Origin of the sequence: Brevundimonas vesicularis, assembly GCF_014204545.1 — a bacterium.
GTDB classification, from domain to species: domain Bacteria; phylum Pseudomonadota; class Alphaproteobacteria; order Caulobacterales; family Caulobacteraceae; genus Brevundimonas; species Brevundimonas vesicularis_B.
In genome coordinates this window covers 763345-782116 of sequence record NZ_JACHLJ010000001.1, presented here as the reverse complement: position 1 = coordinate 782116, position 18772 = coordinate 763345, and the positions used below count along the sequence as shown (strand labels likewise).

Genomic DNA, 18772 nt, shown 5'->3' with positions numbered 1-18772 from the left:
CCCCATCCATGACAGTTCGGTGACGTGCAAGTGGCTGTAACTTCCCGACGCCGTCAAGTCCGCAAAAGTCTTAGCCCAGGTCGCCGACCGCCGCATCCAGCAACATGAAGGCGCGACCGCTGTCGGACGCCAGGCTGGACTGCACCGCCGCGCTGTCTCCGGCGCGCGCCGAAGCGTTCAGCATGACCGCGAAGTTGCGGACATAGCGTTCGGCGTCAGCGCGCAGTTCGGCGTCGCTGAGGACGCGGCGAGACACGCTGCGCACAGCGGCCGGGGCGACTCGACGCACGATCTGACGCGCGGCGTCGGGGTCGCCGCTGCTGAAGGCGCGGGCGGCCTCTTCGACTCGCGAGCGGGGCAGGAGGGCGTTGGGATCGACCCCCATGCGCCGGATCGCCGCGGCGACCCGGTCGGACAGGGCTTCGGCCTCGGCAGGCGAAGGGGAGGGCGTGTCCAGCTCCAGCGGGGCCTCGTTGTCGTCGTCGCCGTCGATCAGATCGCTCCAGTCCAGGCCCTTGTCCGCAGACGGCGGCGGCGTCTCAGCGGGCTCGAGGCGCAGGCGGCTGCGCAGACCAAACCGGCGCTCTTCGGCGGGCGGCGAGGCGGGAGGCGTCGGGCGATCGATCCGGCGCTCGGAACGGGGTTCGGGACGGGCTTCGATCTCTGCGGCCGGCTCGCGACGACGCGCCGGCGTCGTATCGCCCGACACCACGCCCATCAGACGCACGGCCTCGGTCAGCATGTCGTAGTTCCGGCGCACGCGATCCTGGAAGCCGACATCCAGCGCCTCGGTGTCCTCGGCCGCCTTGCGTGAGGCGGCGGAGAGGGACGCCAGGCCTTCCTCGACCGTGGCGCGCACGGCGTCGGCGCGGGCGCGAGCTTCTTGAGGCAGGCGCGCGGCGCGTTCGTCGATGTCGGCGACGGCGGTGTCGATTTCCGACAATGCGCTGTTCAGACGTGCGACCAGGGTTTCCAGCCGGCTGACCATCCGCTCGCCGGTTTCTTCGACCAGGCCGGACGTTTCGGTGACGATGCGGCGGGCATCGGCAATGCGGGCGTCGGCGGCGTTGTCTGCCTTTTGGGCCGCGTCGAACAAGGATTCGCCCAGGCGGTCGGTGCGCAGACGCGCCTGTTCGGCGGCGTCGGCGGCGGCGGCGCGGGAATCCTCGGCCGTCGCGCGCATCTGCTCCAGGGCTCGGCGTGTCTCCTCCATCAAAGCGTCGCGCGCCTCGGCCGCCAGGGCTTCGAAGCGATCCAGGGCGAGCTTTGTGGCGGAATCGAAACCATCGGCCTCGCGTTGCGACATGTCGACGAGAGCGCGGAACTGATCGGTGGCCGCCTCGACCAGATCGCGCATGGACTCGACCGAGGTCTGGGTGCTGCGATCCAGATCGCCTGCGGCGCTGCGCGTAGCGGACAGATGTTCGATCAACTGAGCGCGCTGGCTTTCGACCTGGGCGGAGAAGTCCTCCTGATCGGTGCGCAGGGCGTAGGCGGCGGTGACCAGGGCGGCGCGCTGTTGGCTGAGGCCTTCTTCGACGGAGTGGATCTGTTCGGCGACGCCCGAACCCGCGTTCTCAAGTCGGATGGTCTGGCGCGCCAGATCCTCGGAGGCCACGCGGGCGGCGTCCTGGGCTTCTCCGGCAGCGGCGGCGAGGTCGGCGGCGCGCGCGGCGAGGGCGGCTTCAGCTTCACGGAGTTGCGCCTGGGCCAAATCGGAGGCATCGGCGACCATGCGCGACTGCCGCTCGACCGCGTCGATGACGCCCGACGCCTGCGTATCCAGATGGATGCCCAGCGTCTGCATTTGGTCTCGCTCGCGGCCCAGGTTCTCGGTCAGCCGACGCGCGGTGCGGCCGGCGTTCTCGGCCGCCTCGTTCAGGCGCGTTGTCTCCTGGGCCAGCGCCTCTCGGAGCAGGGCCATGTCGTTGCGTGCGCGTTCCGCCGCCAAAGTGGCGTGATCGATGTCGGAACGCAGGGACTGAAGCACCTCGCCGGTCTGCTGGGCGGCCAGGGCGGTCGGGGCCACCAGGGCCTCGGCCAGTTGGCGGGCGCGGCGCGTCTCTGCGGCCAGACCGGCGCCCTGTCGGACGGCATGGGCCAGCATGATGGCCAGGCCCGCAGGGGCCAAGGCGATCAGGGCGTATATGGCGATCCGCAGCGGGTCCAGTTCCGCCCCGCCGGCGCCGAACTCATAAGCGGCCCAGGACGCGACGCCGCCGATCCACAGGGCGGAGGCGACGCCTGCGATCACATAGGCGTGGCGCCCTGACGGCTCGGCCTGGGCCTTGGCGTGAACGGTTTTCACAGCAGGCGGTTTGGACGGCACGAACGGCGAGGGCGGCTGACCGGCGGTGACGGCCATGTCGACGGAAGCTTCTGGCGTCGGTTTCCTGTCGACGGAGGCGGCGGCCAAGGCGCGTTCCTCAGCCAGCCGTTGCTCTTCCAGCAGGCGACGGCGACGACGCTCCGACATCGGGGGCTCGAACGTCGGCTGCACGATTTCGAAATCAGGCTCGGGGATCGGGTCGAGCGACGGTGTCGCCTCATCAACCGGCATTTCGTCTGAGGTCGAAAGCTCGACCGGCGCGACGGCCTCGTCATCGGTCAGCTTCAGCGGCGGCCGTTTGGGAGACTTCATAAGCTCAAAAACTCGATCTCTACGCGGGCGTCCGACAGCGCCGAGGAAACCCTAGAGCATGATCGATGCGGACGAAACCGACTCAAGCCCGCAACCTGTCGATGAACCGCGTCATGCAGCGCGCAAAGCGCCGCAGCGTTCAGCAGTCGCGCTTGGATTCGGAAAGCAGCGTGGTGTTGGAGCCGGTGTCACGGCACTCCACCACACGGCGCACTTCGCGGTCGCCGTGGTTGGGGTTGTGGGTGTCGACCCCGAACTGCGTCAGGACGGCGGCGGCCAGCAGGGCGATGAAGCCAGCGATCAGTTCGACAAGCGCCTGCATTCTACCCTCCCTCGCAGCCTGCATGGCTACGCTCTTTATGCGCCAAATCGGCGAACGTCACAATCCCGCCCTGAAAGATTGACCGAGGGACACGCGCGTGAAACGGAGGATGCAGGCGCTTCGACACCATGTCACGCGAATCAGACAGATAGGTCGCATGACTTTAGCCGGCGACAGTTACGAAGGCAGTCTGCTTGAGCCGGGGCCCGCCCTGTGGACGTCCGCCGTCGCGCACCGTTTTTCGGTGCTGATGGAAAACGAGGCCTATTTCGACGCCCTGTCGTCTGCGATCCACAAGGCCCAACGGTCCATTGTGCTGCTGGGATGGCAGTTCGATCCGCGCACTCATCTGGATCCGGAGACGCGGCCCGGCGACAAATCGGCCGAGATCGGTCGCCAGCTGCGGATGCTGGTCAAGAAGAAGCCGGATCTGGATGTGCGACTGCTCATCTGGAAATCGCCGCTGCTGATCGCCGCGTCGCAAGGCTTCTATCCGCACAAGGCGCAGCGCTGGTTCCGTAAGCGGATGGTGGAGTTCCGGCTCGATTCACCCGGTCCTATCGGCGCCTGCCATCACCAAAAGGTGGTGGTCATCGACGACAAGGTGGCCTTCTGCGGCGGCGGCGACATCTCGACCGATCGCTGGGATTCAGACGAACATCTGGACGGCGACCCGCGCCGCGCCCTTCCTAGCGGCCTGATCTGCAAGGCGCGTCATGAGGTGATGAGCGTGATGGACGGCCCTGCGGCGCGTGCGCTGGGCGATATGGCGCGCGAGCGCTGGTTCAAGGCGACGTGGGAGCGCACCATCCCGGACGAGGTCGAGGACGATCCCTGGCCCGACGGCGTGCCAGTGCAGATGACCGACGTGCCCGTCGGCATCGCCCGCACAGAGCCGAAATGGTCGGGGCGGCATGAGGTGCGCGAGAGCGAAGCCTTGCACCTGGAATCAATCCGGCGCGCCAAGCGGCTGATCTATATCGAGAACCAGTATTTTACCTCGCCCGTCATCGCCGCCGCTCTGGCCGAACGACTGGCCGAGGTGGAGGGGCCGCAGGTCATCGTCATCTCGACCGCCAAGAGCCCGAGCTGGTTCGACAGCATGACGATGGACACGGCGCGGGCCGAGGTGCTGCACCGGCTGGAGCAGGCGGACAAGTACAACCGCTTCTTCGCCTTCGCCCCGCTGACCGCCGACGGCGACCGGATCATCGTCCATGCCAAGGTGACCATCATTGATGATCGGCTGCTCCGGATCGGGTCCACCAATCTGAACAACCGGTCGATGGGCCTGGATACAGAATGCGACATCGCCGCCGAGCCTGTCGATGCGGCCGGTCGGGCCTTCATTACGGCGTACCGTCACCGGACGATCGCCCATTGGCTGGGCGTCGCGACGGAGGACTATGCCGCGGTCGAGGGCGTCTTCGGCTCGGCGGGGCAGGCGATCTGCAACTTCGAAACCGATCGGCTGAAGCCGCTGGGCTCAGAGCCGCCGACGCGTATCCAGCGGATGTTTGCGGAATGGCAGTTGGGCGACCCGACGTCGTCCAGCGACGCCTGGCGGCCTTGGAAGCGCCTGAACCGTTCGCAACGCACGCGACCGGCGTCCGAGGGCGGTCACGCGCCGGGTTGAACGACCTCGAAATCGACGATCAGCGGCAGGTGGTCCGAGGCGACGCGGGCCAAAGGCGAGAAGGCGGATCGCACCGCGCGGATGCGGATATGCGGGCTGACGAAACAGTGGTCGATACGAATGGCGGGGAAGGCCGACGGGAAGGTCTTTACGCTAGGCCTCTGGCCCAACTGACGCTGGCAGTCCTGCAGGCTGCGGCACAGGGTCTGATAGGGGCGGGTGATCGAAGTTGCGTTGAAATCGCCGGCCAGCAGGATCGGTCCCTCGCATCCGCCGACCCAGCCGGATCCGGCCAGAGCGGCGGCCTGAAGCCGCTGCTCGCGCGGGACGAGGCCCAGGTGGGTGTTCATGACGTTGACGGCCGTGCCGTCGATCTCGATTTCCGACCAGATCGCGCCGCGCGGCTCCAGGCCCGGAATGCCGCTCACGGTCGGCAGGGCGCCGGCGCGGATCAGCCGTTCTGGATGCGGGGTCAGGATGGCGTCGCCGTACTGTTCGGATTCGACGCGCATCGCCGGGTGAAAGCGCGAGGTCATGGCCAGACCGTCGGCGATCGCCTCAGCCTGATCGACCCCGCCCGTGCGCGCGCGGCCCACGTCCAGTTCCTGCAGGCAGACGATGTCCGGCTCGAACTCGGCGATGACGGCGACGATCCGGCCGACATCCAGACGGCGATCCGTGCCGACGCAGCGGTGGACATTGTAGGTAAGAAGGCGAGGCATGAGCTGGCGGCTGTTTGAACGTTGACCGTGGGCTAGGCCTTCTGGCGCGCGAATGCGACCCCGATGCGACGATCAGAGCAGGATCAGATGATCGGGCAACTCGTTGCGATTGTCGGCGCGCGGTGGAAAGTGGCGGGCCAGAACCTCGCCGCACAGACCGATGGCGGCGGCGAAGCCATCAACGGGGTGGTCGGCGCGCAGTTCGCGGGTGAGGACGGCGACGGCCTGAGCCCAGGCGTCCTCATCGACCTTGGCGTAGATGCCCTCATCGGCGATCAGTTCGACCTGATGATCGTCCATCGCCGCGAAGATCAGCACGCCCGTGCGCTCCTGCGTGACATGGACGCCTTGGGCCAGGAACTGCTGCAAGGCCGCCTCCCTGACGCGGCCGCGCCTGACGCCGGCGGGCGTCACGAGCCGGCGCACGGCTGGGATACGGGTCAGTAGAAAGACAGCAACGAAGACGACGGCCTGCGACAGGGCGTAGAGGCCCAGGGCCTGCGCCGTCGTGGCGTCCTGCGCCGCCTGGTGAGCCGCCTCCCAGCCATCGCTGGGCCAGCGAAGATCCAGCACGACCGGAACGAAGACGATTGGGGCCAAAAGCGCCATCGCCGCCGCCCAGGCCAGGCTGACGTCCACATAGGTCGAGACACGACGCGCGACGACGCAGAAGATTTCACCTGACGTCTGACGCTCGGCCGCTGCTATGGCTTCGGCGATGCGGGTGCGGTCGTTGTCCGTGATCTGCATCACCATCCCCCCGACGCGCCGCCGCCGCCGAAACTGCCGCCTCCGCCGCCGAACCCGCCACCGCCAAAGCCGCCGCCGCCGCCCCAACCGCCGCCGCCTCTGCCGGAGTTCCGCAGCGCCTCTGACGCCGCCCACAGCAGGACCGAGCTGACATTGCTGCGTCGTCCGCTTCCGGACCGCATGGCGATCAAGAAGATGAACAAGAAAAGCCCAGCGATGATGACCAGCGGAATGATAGAGTCGCCCTTGGTGTCGGCTTGCTCGGCTGCGGCGGCCTGGGCGCGCGCCTGCGCCTCCACCGGGTCGAGCGACAACTGGGCGATCAGGGCGTCCACGCCCTTGATCACGCCGGCTTGGTAGTCGCCGTCGCGGAAGGACGGCAAGATGGCGTTGCGAATGACCTGGGACGAGAAGGCGTCGGTCAGAATGGGCTCCAGCCCATAGCCGACCTCGACGCGGACCTTGCGTTCATTCGGCGCGACGATCAGCAGGGCGCCGTTGTCGTTTTCCTTCTGGCCGATGCCCCAGGCGCGACCCAACTGATAGCCGTAGTCCTCGATCTCCTGATCCTGAAGGCTGTTGACCGTCACGACGACCAACTGGTCGGTCGAACTGGCTTCCAACGCCGCGAGCTTTTCGGTCAGGGCCTGTTCCGTCGCCGGATCGATCAGATTGGCCTGATCGACCACGCGGCCGGTCAGGGGCGGGAAGTCGATCTTGCTCTGCGCCGCCGCCGGCAGAACCAGCAGCAAGGCGACGACAAGGCTGAAAAGGAGGGCGGCGACGCCCGGCGAACGCCGCGCCGCCGCTTGAAGGTTTGTCACTGGGCGGGCGGGGTCGCGCCCGGCGCCACGGCCGGTGCGCCGCCGCCAGGCGCCGAAGCGTTGGCGGTCGGGGCGTTCAGGTTGAAGTTGACTTGCGGCGCCGACTGGGCGGCGGCGGTGGCGGTGAACAACTGCATCGGCTGCGACCCGCCATGCAGGGTCTTGGCCCAGATCACCTGCGGGAACGTGCGAAGCGTCGTGTTGTAGTCGCGAACGGCCTCATTGTAGTCGCGGCGCGCGATCTGAATGCGGTTTTCAGTCCCTTCCAGTTGCGACTGAAGGGTCAGGAAGTTCTGATTGGCCTGAAGTTGCGGATAGGCCTCGACCGTGACCAGCAGGCGTGACAGGGCGCCGGACAGTTGGCCCTGGGCCTCTTGATACTGCTGGAAGGCCTGCGGATTATCGAGGTCGTCGGCCGAGACGTTGACCGAGGTGGCGCGGGCGCGGGCGTTGATGACGTCCGTCAGGGTCGTGCGTTCCTGGATCGCGGCGCCTTGAACTGTCGCGACCAGATTGGGGATCAGGTCGGCGCGGCGCTGATACTGGCTCTGCACATCGGCCCAGGCCGCCTCGGCGCGTTCCTGCTTGGTTGGAATGGTGTTGTAGCCGCAGCCCGCCACGGCGGGGACGATCATCAGAGCGCCGGTCAGAGCGACGGCGCGAGCGTTGAAGCGGACCATGACATCTCCCGTTCGGCGATAGCGCCGTTGAGCGGGACTATTCACCGGCCCAATGAATGCATCAAGCGTCCAATGGCTCCGGTTGGATATTGTTGAGGCGGCAGGCGGCCGAGTAGGTGTTGGCCAGCAGACAGGCGATGGTCATGGGTCCCACGCCGCCCGGCACCGGGGTGATGCGGCCGGCGACCTCGACCGCCTCTTTGAAGGCCACGTCGCCAGCAACGCGGGTCTTGCCCTCGGCGGCCTTGACGGGATCGGCCGAGGGGACGCGGTTGATGCCCACGTCGATGACTGTGGCGCCCGGTTTGATCCAGTCGCCCTTGATCATCTCGGGCCGACCGACGGCGGCGACCAGAATGTCGGCGCGGCGGCAGACGTCGGGCAGGTCCCGCGTGCGTGAATGGGCGACGGTGACCGTGCAGCTTTCGCCCAGCAGTAGTTGCGCCATCGGCTTGCCGACGATGTTGGAACGGCCGACGATGACGGCGTTCAGGCCTGACAGATCGCCGAGCTGATCCTTCAGCAGCATCAGACAGCCCAAGGGGGTGCAGGGGACCAGACCCGGCAGGCCGACGGCTAGACGACCGGCGTTCACGACGTGAAAGCCGTCCACATCCTTGTCCGGCGAAATGGCGTCCAGAACCACCGTCGCGTCGATGTGGGCGGGCAGGGGCAGCTGGACCAAGATGCCGTGGATGCCGGCATCCGCATTCAACTGGGTGATGAGGGCCAGCAGCTCGTCCTGGCGGGTCGATTCGGCCAGGCGGTGGGTGTCGGAGCGCATGCCGGCGCGCAGGGTCGTCTCGCCCTTGTTGCGGACGTAGATCTGGCTGGCGGGGTCCTCGCCGACGATGACGACGGCCAGACCGGGTTTGACGCCGTGCGCGGCCTCCAACCGGGCGACGGCAGCGCCGACGCGGTCCACCAGGGTGGCCGAGAAGGCCTTGCCGTCGATCAGGGTCGCAGGCGTGGATTGGGCCGACATGGCAGCTCCGTCTGGCGGGAAATCAGGATGGCGGCGATTTACAGCCGTCACGGTTCGGCGTCTATGATCCGCAGCCTATGCTGGAGGAATTCATGAACCGTCCGTCGCTCGCCGCCGCTGTCAGCACCATGGCCCTGTTGTGGGCGGTCGCGCCGGCCGTGGCCCAGGACGCGCAGTCGCTGCGCATCGGCGCCAATGTGAACGGCGCCCTGACGGACGGCGACGCTCAGGCGGCGGATGACGAATATCGCTACGACGACTATCGGATCGTGGCGCGGGCGGGGCAGCGGCTGGAAGCTACGCTGAGATCGGACGCTTTCGACGCCTATCTGGAAGTCTACGACGACGCCGCAGCGGGCGAGCCGCTGGCGTCCGACGACGACGGGTTGGGGGACGGCACCAATGCGCGGCTGCGGTTCACGCCGGAGCAGGCGGGGACCTATGTTCTGAGGGCCCGGACGCTGAGCGGACTGGACGGCGGCGACTATCGTCTATCGTTGCAGGAACGCCCGGCGCCGCCGCGTGCGCCGCGACCCGGCGGCATTCGGGTCGGGGCGACCCAGAGCGGCGAACTGACGGCTCGCGATCCTGAGCAGGAAGACGGCGGCCGCTATGACGCCTACGCCTTCCGCGCCAACGCCGGCGATCGTTTCGTGGTGACGCTGTATTCCGAGGCCTTCGATCCCCTGGTGCGGGTGGGGCGGATGAACGGTCCCGATTTCGTCGAGATCAGTTCGAACGACGATGCGCCCGGCGGCGGGCTGAATTCGCGGTTGACCTTCACGGCGCCGACCGCGGGCGAATTTGTGATCCGGGCTACGTCGCTGGAAGACGGGCTGGGTCGCTACGAGCTGGGCCTGGCCGAGGCGCCGCCCGCGCCGCCGTCAAAGCCGATCGCGATCGGTGACGAGATCAAGGGTGAACTGGGCTCGGACAGCGCCACGAACGACGGCGGCCAGCGCGCGGAAACCTATCGCTTCACCGGGACGAACGGCCAGCGCGTCGCCATCGAGATGAAGTCGAGCGACTTCGACGCCTATCTGACGCTTCGCCGTGCTTCGGACGATACTGTCCTTGCGGAGGATGATGACGGCGCCGGCTCGGGCACCGACGCCCGCATCGCTCGCACCTTGGACGCCGACGGCGACTATATCATTGAGGCGCGAGGATTCAGCGACGAGGCTGAGGGCGACTATACGCTGAAGCTGACCCAAACCGCGCCGCCGCCGCCGCCGACCACGGCGACCCTGGGTCAAACCGTGGAGGGCGAGATCACCGACGAAGATCCCCAGGGCGACGACGGCAAACGCTATGACGCCTATGTCTTTGCCGGAACGGAGGGTCAGCGTGTGCAGGCGATCCTGCGGTCCGGCGACTTCGACGCCTATCTGGAGATCGGCAAGGCCGACGGTGAGTTCGAAGCCCTGGCCAGCGATGACGACGGCCTGGCCGAGGGCACGGACTCAAGGCTGAACTTCACCCTGCCTTCGGACGGTAACTATGTGGTCCGCGCCATGCCGCTGGATGCGGAAGGTAAGGGCCTGTATTCGCTGGAGTTGCTGGATCGGGGGCCAGAGCCCAAGCCCGGCAGCCTGCTGATCGGGTCGACCGTGCGCGGAACCCTGTCGAACAGCGCCGCGCTTAGCGACGAAGGCGCCTTCTTCGACGCCTATCGCTTCCAGGCCAAGAAGGATGAAAAGCTGCGTCTGACGATGGTGTCCAACGCCTTCGACTCCTTCATCGACTTGGGCAAGCAGGATGAGGACGGCGATTTCACCAGCCTGGCCACCGATGACGACAGCCTGTCCGACGCGCACGCCAAGCTGGATTGGACCGCGACGGACGACGGCTGGTACGTCGTGCGCGCCCGCGCCTATGGGGCCAATCAGATGGGCGCCTATGCCCTGACTGTCGAGCGCCAACCGGCCGGCGCATCGACCTCGGCGCGCGATGATGCGCCCGCCGCGATGGCGCCCAAGTCGGGCGGCTGATCGACCTGTGAGGTTGCCAAGCGCGGGAAGCGGCGTGTAGAGAGCCGCCTCCTGTTGGGGAGTAGCTTCCGGCGTTCGTCGTCGGGATCGCGTCAACATACTCGCGCTTCGGCGCGTGGCGCGATCAGCGGACTATCACCGCCTAGCGAGACCAGCGTGTCCTGATGCCGCGACCGGCCGGTGCAGGACCGCTGTCACGCGTCCGGTCGAGTGCTGTTTCATGACCCCAGGCGCCATCGCCATTCTCTCGCTCAGCATGTCCACGGACGCCTTTGCGGCCGCCGTCGGACGCGGGGCGTCGCATCGACCTGCCGTCAAGGACGCCGTCAAGGCCGGTCTGGTCTTCGGCGTGATCGAAGCGATCACCCCCCTGATCGGCTGGGGATTGGGCATCATCGCCGCCGGTCTGGTCGAGAAGGTGGATCACTGGATCGCCTTCACCCTGCTGCTGATCGTCGGCGGCAAGATGATCTGGGAAGGCGTTCAACCGCGGGGCGCGGCCGAGGATGAGGCGCCGCGCCGGTCGGGCCCCTGGGCGCTCGTGGCGACGGCGGTCGGCACCAGCATCGACGCCGCGGCCGTCGGCGTGGGGCTGGCCTTCATCGGAGCCAATATCTGGGTGATCGCCGCCTCGATCGGCTTCACCACCTTCGTGTTGACCACCATCGGCATGTTGATCGGCAAGGCCGTTGGCACGCGCTTCGGCAAGACGGCCGAGATCATCGGCGGCGTGGCCCTGATCGGTCTGGGCACGGCCATCCTGCTGGAACACCTGGGTGTTCTCGGCGGCTGAGCCGGATCAGGCCGAAGGCAGAAGGTCCGCCGCAAAGGTCCGGTAACGACCTGTGCGCACGGCGTCGGTCGCACGGGCGATGTCAGGGGCGAAATACTGGTCGCTGGCATAGGGGGCGGCGGCCTCGCGGACGATGGCGAAGACCTGTTCCAACGCCGGCGAGCTGGTGAGCGGCCGATGGAACTCCAGTCCCTGCGCCGCCGCTAGCAGCTCGATGCCGACCACCGTCGCCGTGTTCTCGGCCATGTCCAGCAGGCGGCGCGCGCCGTGGGTGGCCATGCTGACGTGATCTTCCTGATTGGCGCTGGTGGGAACGGTGTCTACGCTGCACGGATGAGCGACCATGCGGTTCTCGGCAATCAGGGCCGCAGCCGTCACCTGGGCGATCATGAAGCCGGAGTTCAGCCCGCTTTCCCTGACCAAGAAGGCCGGCAGTTCGCTCATCTTGGGATCGACCAGGATCGAGGTGCGGCGTTCGGAGATATTGCCGATCTCGCAGAGCGCCATGGCGATCTGATCGGCAGCGAAAGCAACGGGTTCGGCGTGAAAGTTGCCGCCCGAAATGACGTCGCCATCCTCGATGAAGACCAGCGGATTGTCGGTCACGGCGTTCGCCTCGCGCGCAAGCGTGGCGGCGGCGCTGGTCAACACATCGAGGACCGCGCCCATGACCTGGGGCTGGCAGCGCAGGGAGTAGGGGTCCTGGACCTTGGAGCAGTCGTCGCGGTGACTGTCGCGGATGGCGGAGCCGGCCATCAGCTCGCGCAGGCGGGCGGCGACGGCGATTTGGCCGGGCTGGCCGCGCAGGGCGTGGATGCGATGATCAAAGGGCGCGTCGGACCCTTTAAGCGCATCGACCGACAAGGCCCCGGCGGCGATCCCGGCGGCGAACGCCGCCTCTGCCGCGAACAGACCCGCCAAGGCCAGGGCCGTCGAACACTGGGTGCCGTTCAGCAGGGCCAAGCCTTCCTTCGGGCCGAGCGTCAGGGGAGTGAGGCCGACCTTCGCCAGAGCCGTTTCGGCCTCTAAAGTCTCGCCGTTCAGCCGCGCCTCGCCCACGCCGATCAGGACGCAGGACATATGAGCAAGGGGCGCCAGGTCGCCCGAGGCGCCGACCGATCCCTTGGATGGAATGCAGGGCAGGACGTCCGCGTTGACCAGGGCGATCAGGGCCTCCAGCGTCTCGCGCCGAATGCCCGAGGCGCCGCGCGACAGACTGGCGATCTTCAGCACCATCAAAAGACGGGTCACCGCATCCGGCAGCAGCGGCCCGACGCCACAGGCGTGGCTGAGAACCAGATTACGCTGCAGCGTCTCCAGATCTTCAGGCGCGATGGACGTGTTGGCCAGCAGGCCGAAGCCGGTGTTGACGCCATAGACGGTGCGCCCCTCGGCCACGATGGCGGCGATGGTCGCTGCGCCCCTTTCCACATCGGCCCAGGCGGCGGGCGTCAGTGAGACGATAGCAGGGCCCTCCAGCACCGCACGAAGCTGAGTAAGCGTGAGAGGCGACTGGCCGAGAGTGATCGCGGTCATGGTTCAGGCCTTCAGGCTCGAAAGGTTCAGTTCGTGCTCGCGCGCGGCGGCGCGGGCGATCTCATAGCCGGCGTCAGCGTGACGCATGACGCCCGTAGCGGGGTCGTTCCACAGCACCTGCTCGAGCCGTCGGGCGGCTTCCGGCGTGCCGTCCGCGACGATGACGACGCCCGAGTGCTGGGAATAGCCCATGCCGACGCCGCCGCCGTGGTGCAGCGACACCCAGCTGGCGCCCGAGGCCGTGTTCAGCAGGGCGTTCAACAGAGGCCAGTCGGAAACGGCGTCCGAGCCGTCCATCATGGCCTCGGTCTCGCGGTTCGGGCTGGCGACCGAGCCGCTGTCCAGATGATCGCGGCCGATGACGATGGGGCCGGATAGTTCGCCCGACGCCACCATGTCGTTGAACATCAGGCCAGCGCGGTGCCGATCACCCAATCCGATCCAGCAAATACGCGCCGGAAGCCCTTGAAAAGCAATGCGGTCGCCCGCCATGTCGAGCCAGCGGTGCAAACCCGTATTGTCGGGGAACAGGCGCTTCATCGCCGCGTCTGTCTTTCTGATATCTTCCGGATCGCCGGTCAGGGCCGCCCAGCGGAACGGCCCGATGCCCCGACAGAACAGCGGACGGATGTAGGCGGGCACGAAGCCGGGGAAGTCGAAAGCGTTCGTCACGCCCGCGTCGAAGGCGACCTGACGGATGTTGTTGCCGTAGTCGGTGGTCGGCACGCCCATCGCCTGGAAGTCGAGCATGGCCTTCACGTGAGTGACGATGGAGGTGCGCGCGGCGGCGGCGACGCTGTCGGGATCACTGACGCGCTTGTCTTCCCACTCCGCGACGGTCCAGCCGGCGGGGAGGTAGCCGTTGATCAGATCGTGCGCGCTGGTCTGGTCGGTGACCAGATCGGGCCGCACGCCGCGACGAACCATTTCAGGCAACAGATCGGCTGCATTGCCCAACAGGCCGATCGACAAGGGTTTCTTGTCCCGGAACGATTGCTCCAGCAGCGCCAGGGCCTCGTCCAGGGTTTCGGCCATGACGTCGACGTAGCGCGTCCGCAGACGGAACTCGATGCGGCTGCGTTGGCATTCGATCGTGATGCAGGATGCGCCCGCCATGGTCGCGGCCAGAGGCTGGGCCCCGCCCATGCCGCCCAGGCCTGCGGTCAGGATCCACTTGCCCGACCAGTCGCCGCCGTAGTGCTGGCGGCCGGCCTCCATGAAGGTTTCGTAGGTGCCTTGGACGATGCCTTGCGTGCCGATGTAGATCCACGAGCCGGCAGTCATCTGGCCATACATGGCCAAGCCCTTGCGATCGAGTTCGGTGAAATGCTCCCAGGTCGCCCATTTCGGCACCAGGTTTGAGTTGGCGATCAGCACGCGCGGGGCGTCGGCATGGGTGCGGAAGACGCCGACCGGCTTGCCGGATTGCACCAGCAGGGTCTCGTCGGCCTCGAGCGCCTGCAGGGTTTCGACGATCCTGTCGAACGCCGCCCAATCCCGCGCCGCCTTGCCAATGCCGCCATAGACGACGAGGTCCTGGGGCCGCTCGGCCACCTCGGGATCGAGATTGTTCATAAGCATACGCATGGCCGCTTCGGCGGCCCAGGTCTTGGCGGTCTTTTCCGGGCCGCGTGGGCTGCGGACGATCCGGGCGTTGGGCGTGTTCATCGTTGGCTCTCGGCGAAGGCGATGCAGGCGGTCAGAACGCGGCGCAGATGGCCGCGCATCGCCTCGGCGCGGTCCGGCTCATAGGGGCTCGGCCAGTTGTCGGGCGACACCGGGCCGGCGGGATCGAGGATGTAGCCCCGGTCCGCCAGTTCCATCTGGATGGCGTGAACACCTGTGTCGGGTTGACCGTAATGGCGCGTGGTCCAGCCGCCCTTGAAGCGGCCGTTGACGACCACGCTCTCGCCGCTGATCGCACAGGCTTCTTCGACAGCCTGCGTCAGCTCGCCAGCGCACGTGGCGCCGTCGTTGTCGCCGATATTGAATTGAGGCAGTTCCCCCTTGAACAGGCGTGGCACGACAGACCGGATCGAATGGGCGTCGTAGAGAACGACCGGACCTTGGTTCCGCAGTCGCTCTAGCTGGGCTTGCAGGGCGGCGTGATAGGGATCGAACCAGACCGTGCGTCGCTCGGCGATTTCGGCCGTGTCGGGTTCCTGGCCAGCCTGATACAGCGGCTCGCCGTCGAAAGTCTCGGTCGGGCACAGGCCGGTCGTGGTCATGCCGGGATAAAGCGAGACGCCTGACGGATCGCGATTTACGTCGATGACGCTGCGGGACACGCCCGTTCGCACCAGGGTCGCGCCCATGTCGATCGCGAAGTCGTACAGCCGATCCACCCACCAGTCCGCATCCTTGCGCGCGAGCCAAGGCGAGGCCATCCGCGCCTCGATGGCGGCCGGAATCTCGGTCCCCGTGTGCGGCAGGCCGATCACCAGCGGCGCCGAACCTTCGTGGATGGTCAGCCAGTCCTGCATCCGTTCGGCCTCCCTCGCCAAATCGATCCACCGTGGTATGTCTAGACATATTGATCTCAACGACACGGACCTGTCCAGTGACCCTTCAGCCGCAGCCTGTGGATCGCACCCTATGGTTCGAGGCGGCCCTGCTGCCGGACGGCTGGGGGCGCGATGTCCGCATCGGCATCTCGGGCAGGCGGATCGTCAGTCTTGAAGTAGATGTGGCGCGCAGCCCGGCGGACGAGGGAGGCGGTGTCGCCTTGCCGGGCGTCGCCAATGTCCACAGCCACGCCTTTCAGCGCGCCATGGCTGGCCTCACCGAGGCGAGGGGGCCTTCGGACGACGACTTCTGGACGTGGCGCGAGCTGATGTACCGCTTCCTTGATCGGGGCGGTCCGGAAGAGATCGAGGCGATCACGGCCCTGGCCTTCATGGAGATGCTGGAAGGCGGCTTCACCCGCGTCGCCGAGTTCCATTATCTACACAACGACCCGTCGGGCGCGGCCTATTCGGACCGGGCGGAGATCGCCGCGCGGATCGTGGCGGCGGCGCAGGCGACGGGCATCGCCCTGACCCTGCTGCCGGTCTTCTACGCTCATGCCGGGTTCGGCGGACAGCCGCCGTCGTATGGCCAGCGGCGCTTCATCAACGATCTGGACGGGTTCGCCGATCTGGTCGCGCGATGCCGGACCCTGACCGCCGATCTGCCCGAAGCGGTGGTCGGCGCGGCGCCGCACAGCCTGCGCGCCGTCAGCCCGGATGAACTGACGGCCATGCCTGCGCTTGCGGGCGACGGGCCGATTCATATCCATGTCGCCGAGCAGACCAAGGAGGTCGCGGACTGCCTGGCCTGGTCTGGCGCTCGGCCGGTCGAATGGCTCTTGGCCAATGCGCCGGTCGATCCGCGCTGGTGCCTGATCCACTCCACCCATGTGACTGAGGCGGAGTGGCGCGGCCTCTTCGCGCGCGGCGCCGTCGTCGGTCTGTGCCCGATCACGGAGGCCAATCTGGGCGACGGCGTCTTCCCGGCGGTCGATTTCACGCGCGCCGGCGGCCGGTTTGGTATCGGAACCGATTCCAACGTGCAGATCGGCGTGGCCGACGAACTGCGGATGCTCGAATACAGCCAGCGGCTGACGCTGCGCGGTCGCGCCGTCATGGCGGACCCTGAACGCTCGACGGGCCGCGCCTTGTTTGATCGCGCGTTGGCGGGCGGCGTCCAGGCGACGGGCGCGGCGTCGGGGCTAAGTATCGGCGCGTCGGCGGACATCGTATCGCTGGATACGAGCGGCGTCGCCTTTGCGGGACGGTCGGGCGATGCGGTGCTGGACAGCTGGATATTCGGCGCGCCGACGGGCTCGATTGCGTCGGTTTGGCGCGAGGGGCGGGAGGTCGTGAGAGACGGCCGCCACATCGCGCGGGACGGCATTGAGGCGCGTTATCGCAAAGCCTTGTCGGCGGTGTTGGGGTGAGCCTGCATCGCCGCATCTACGCGGATCTGGAAGGGCTTATCCTGTCCGGCGAGCTATCGCCCGGCGACCGCATTCCGTTCGAACATGAGCTGACCGAACGCTACGGCTGTTCGCGCATGACGGTGTCCAAGGCCATCTCGGAACTGGCGGGGCGGGGGCTGGTGACGCGCCGACGTCGCGCCGGCACCTTCGTCGCCCAGCCCAAGGCCCACGCCGCCGTCCTGGCTATTCCCGATCTGCGGGCCGAGGTGATCGAGCGCGGGCAGACTTACGGCTATGTCCTGCTGAACCGGATCGAACGCGAGCCGGAAGGTGAGGAGGAAATCGAACTGGCGTCGGGTGGCCTTCTGCTGGATCTGACCTGCCTGCACAGCGCTGACAACGCGCCCCTGGCGTTGGAACATCGGCTCATCGCCCTAGGCGCGGCGCCTCAAGCGATAAACGTAGATTTTCATACAGTTCCGCCGGGAAGCTGGCTCTTGGACTCCGCGCCCTGGACCGAGGCTGAGAACCGCATTTCAGCGATCGCGGCGGACGCCCGCGCTGCGCGCCTGCTGGAGCTCAAGCCCGGCGCCGCCTGTCTGTGCGTCGAGCGGCGGACATGGCGCGACGGGCAGGGGGTAACGCGGGTCTGGCAGACTTTTCCTGGCGACCGCTACGATCTGGTCGCGCGCTTCTCGTCAGCCCATTCACCCGTTCTGGCCAAGGAGCCTCGCCGATGAAGGCCGACCGTTTGCTGATCGACTGTCATGTCGCCACCATGGTCGAGGGACCGGTCCCTTATGGCGCGATTCAGGACGCCGCCGTGGTCGCCGCCGATGGCCGCATTGCCTGGGTGGGGCCACGCGCCGACCTGCCGGCCGTAGAAGCGGCTGAAACCCACCGGCTGGACGGACGATGGATCACGCCGGGTCTGATCGACTGCCACACCCATCTGGTGTTCGGCGGCGACCGTTCGGCCGAGTTCGAACAGCGGCTAGGTGGCGCGACCTATGAAGAGATCGCGCGGTCCGGCGGCGGTATCGTCTCGTCCGTGAAGGCCACGCGCGCCGCGTCGGAGGATGACCTGTTCGTCTCCGCCATGACGCGTCTGGCGGGGCTGAAGGCCACCGGAGTCACCACCGTCGAGATCAAGTCCGGCTATGGTCTGGATCTCGAGACCGAGCTGAAGATGCTGCGCGTCGCGCGCAGGATCGGGCGCGAGGGCGGGGTGCGTGTCCGCACCAGCTATCTGGGCCTGCATGCCGTGCCGCCTGAGTATCGCGACGACCGGGCCGCCTATGTCGATCTGGCTATCGACCACATCCTGCCCGCCGCCCATGCCGAAGGTCTGGTCGATGCGGTCGACGCCTATTGCGAGCCCATCGCCTTCTCGACCGAAGAAGTGTCGCGCCTTTTCGACAAGGCGCGCGCGCTGGGGCTACCGGTCAAGCTGCATGCCGACCAGTTGTCGAACGGCGGCGGTGCGGCCCTCGCGGCGCGATACAAGGCTCTGTCCGCCGATCACATCGAACATGCGACCGAGGAAGGCGTCGCCGCCATGGCCGCAGCCGGCGTGGTCGCCGTCCTGTTGCCCGGCGCCTATCTGATGCTGCGCGAGACCCAGGTGCCGCCCATCGATCGACTGCGCCGCCACCGCGTCCGGATGGCCGTCGCCACCGACTGCAACCCCGGCACCTCGCCGGTCGCTTCCATAACCGCCGCGCTGAACCTCGCCTGCGTCCAATTCCGCCTGACCCCGGAAGAGGCTTTGGCCGGCGCGACGCGAGAGGCGGCGCGGGCGCTGGGTCTGTTGGGTGAGATCGGCACGTTGGAAAGTGGCAAAGCCGCTGACTTCGCGATCTGGGACATCTCGCGACCTGCTGAACTGTCCTACTGGTTAGGAAAGCCGATGCTTCTCAGCCGAACGTAATCACTGGTTGTGGCCGGCTGAAACACACGCTAAAGACGCATTC

General features: G+C 67.3%; 16 protein-coding genes and 1 riboswitch. Of the genes, 6 read left to right on the top strand and 10 right to left on the bottom strand.

The window, feature by feature from the left end; translation table 11 throughout:
• Nucleotides 1-70 precede the first annotated feature (70 nt).
• On the bottom strand, nt 71-2641 hold the full coding sequence (locus tag HNP47_RS03885; RefSeq protein ID WP_184278406.1) for a tipN: 2571 nt from the start codon (nt 2639-2641) through the stop codon (nt 71-73).
• A gap of 139 nt (nt 2642-2780) precedes the next feature.
• Nucleotides 2781-2963: a hypothetical protein gene (locus HNP47_RS03880; protein WP_184278405.1), complete on the bottom strand. Its 183-nt coding sequence runs from the start codon at nt 2961-2963 to the stop codon at nt 2781-2783.
• Nucleotides 2964-3120: 157 nt separating this feature from the next.
• Here HNP47_RS03880 and HNP47_RS03875 point away from each other — a divergent pair, with 157 nt between their 5' ends.
• Nucleotides 3121-4599, top strand: coding sequence for a phospholipase D-like domain-containing protein (locus HNP47_RS03875; RefSeq protein ID WP_184278404.1), 1479 nt, complete (start codon nt 3121-3123; stop codon nt 4597-4599).
• Here HNP47_RS03875 and HNP47_RS03870 read toward each other — a convergent pair.
• The 5 genes from HNP47_RS03870 to HNP47_RS03850 form a co-directional block, all read right to left on the bottom strand.
• The gene (locus HNP47_RS03870; protein WP_184278403.1) at nt 4584-5321 is read right to left on the bottom strand and encodes an endonuclease/exonuclease/phosphatase family protein; all 738 of its coding nucleotides are present in this window, start codon (nt 5319-5321) and stop codon (nt 4584-4586) included. The two genes, HNP47_RS03875 and HNP47_RS03870, sit on opposite strands and share 16 nt — an antisense overlap.
• Nucleotides 5322-5393: 72 nt before the next feature.
• On the bottom strand, nt 5394-6071 hold the full coding sequence (locus HNP47_RS03865) for a TPM domain-containing protein (RefSeq protein ID WP_260394586.1): 678 nt from the start codon (nt 6069-6071) through the stop codon (nt 5394-5396).
• Nucleotides 6071-6895 carry a TPM domain-containing protein gene (locus HNP47_RS03860; protein ID WP_184278401.1) on the bottom strand — a complete coding sequence of 275 codons (825 nt, stop codon included), beginning with the start codon at nt 6893-6895 and terminating at the stop codon, nt 6071-6073. The genes HNP47_RS03865 and HNP47_RS03860 overlap by 1 nt, the downstream gene beginning before the upstream one ends.
• A complete protein-coding gene (locus tag HNP47_RS03855; protein WP_184278400.1) occupies nt 6892-7575 on the bottom strand; it encodes a LemA family protein in 684 nt (227 codons plus the stop codon). Before HNP47_RS03855 ends, HNP47_RS03860 begins: the two co-directional genes overlap by 4 nt.
• A gap of 61 nt (nt 7576-7636) precedes the next feature.
• Nucleotides 7637-8560 carry a bifunctional methylenetetrahydrofolate dehydrogenase/methenyltetrahydrofolate cyclohydrolase gene (locus HNP47_RS03850; RefSeq protein WP_184278399.1) on the bottom strand — a complete coding sequence of 308 codons (924 nt, stop codon included), beginning with the start codon at nt 8558-8560 and terminating at the stop codon, nt 7637-7639.
• A 92-nt stretch (nt 8561-8652) separates the two neighbouring features.
• On the opposite strand from HNP47_RS03850, the gene HNP47_RS03845 reads away from it, so the two are divergent.
• Together HNP47_RS03845 and HNP47_RS03840 are read left to right on the top strand one after the other, a co-directional pair.
• Nucleotides 8653-10551 (top strand): PPC domain-containing protein, encoded by a 1899-nt coding sequence (locus HNP47_RS03845; protein ID WP_260394585.1) that lies wholly within the window; start codon nt 8653-8655, stop codon nt 10549-10551.
• A gap of 47 nt (nt 10552-10598) precedes the next feature.
• Nucleotides 10599-10744, top strand: a riboswitch (yybP-ykoY riboswitch).
• Nucleotides 10745-10771: 27 nt separating this feature from the next.
• Nucleotides 10772-11344 carry a manganese efflux pump MntP family protein gene (locus tag HNP47_RS03840; RefSeq protein ID WP_184278398.1) on the top strand — a complete coding sequence of 191 codons (573 nt, stop codon included), beginning with the start codon at nt 10772-10774 and terminating at the stop codon, nt 11342-11344.
• Between the two features lie 6 nt (nt 11345-11350).
• Here HNP47_RS03840 and hutH read toward each other — a convergent pair whose 3' ends face one another.
• From hutH to hutG, 3 genes are read right to left on the bottom strand one after another with little or no spacing between them, the layout of a single operon-like run.
• Nucleotides 11351-12880, bottom strand: coding sequence for a histidine ammonia-lyase (gene hutH, locus HNP47_RS03835; protein WP_184278397.1), 1530 nt, complete (start codon nt 12878-12880; stop codon nt 11351-11353).
• Nucleotides 12881-12883: 3 nt separating this feature from the next.
• Complete coding sequence (gene hutU, locus HNP47_RS03830; protein WP_184278396.1) at nt 12884-14548, bottom strand: urocanate hydratase; 1665 nt, start codon at nt 14546-14548, stop codon at nt 12884-12886.
• Nucleotides 14545-15363 (bottom strand): N-formylglutamate deformylase, encoded by an 819-nt coding sequence (hutG, locus tag HNP47_RS03825; protein WP_184278395.1) that lies wholly within the window; start codon nt 15361-15363, stop codon nt 14545-14547. Before hutG ends, hutU begins: the two co-directional genes overlap by 4 nt.
• A 77-nt stretch (nt 15364-15440) precedes the next feature.
• On the opposite strand from hutG, the gene HNP47_RS03820 reads away from it, so the two are divergent.
• Genes HNP47_RS03820 through hutI form a run of 3 tightly spaced genes read left to right on the top strand, consistent with a single transcriptional unit; the run spans nt 15441 to nt 18729 of the window.
• On the top strand, nt 15441-16817 hold the full coding sequence (locus HNP47_RS03820; protein WP_311770017.1) for a formimidoylglutamate deiminase: 1377 nt from the start codon (nt 15441-15443) through the stop codon (nt 16815-16817).
• Complete coding sequence (gene hutC, locus HNP47_RS03815) at nt 16814-17539, top strand: histidine utilization repressor (protein ID WP_184278394.1); 726 nt, start codon at nt 16814-16816, stop codon at nt 17537-17539. The genes HNP47_RS03820 and hutC overlap by 4 nt, the downstream gene beginning before the upstream one ends.
• Nucleotides 17536-18729: an imidazolonepropionase gene (hutI, locus tag HNP47_RS03810; protein WP_184278393.1), complete on the top strand. Its 1194-nt coding sequence runs from the start codon at nt 17536-17538 to the stop codon at nt 18727-18729. Before hutC ends, hutI begins: the two co-directional genes overlap by 4 nt.
• Nucleotides 18730-18772 lie beyond the last annotated feature (43 nt).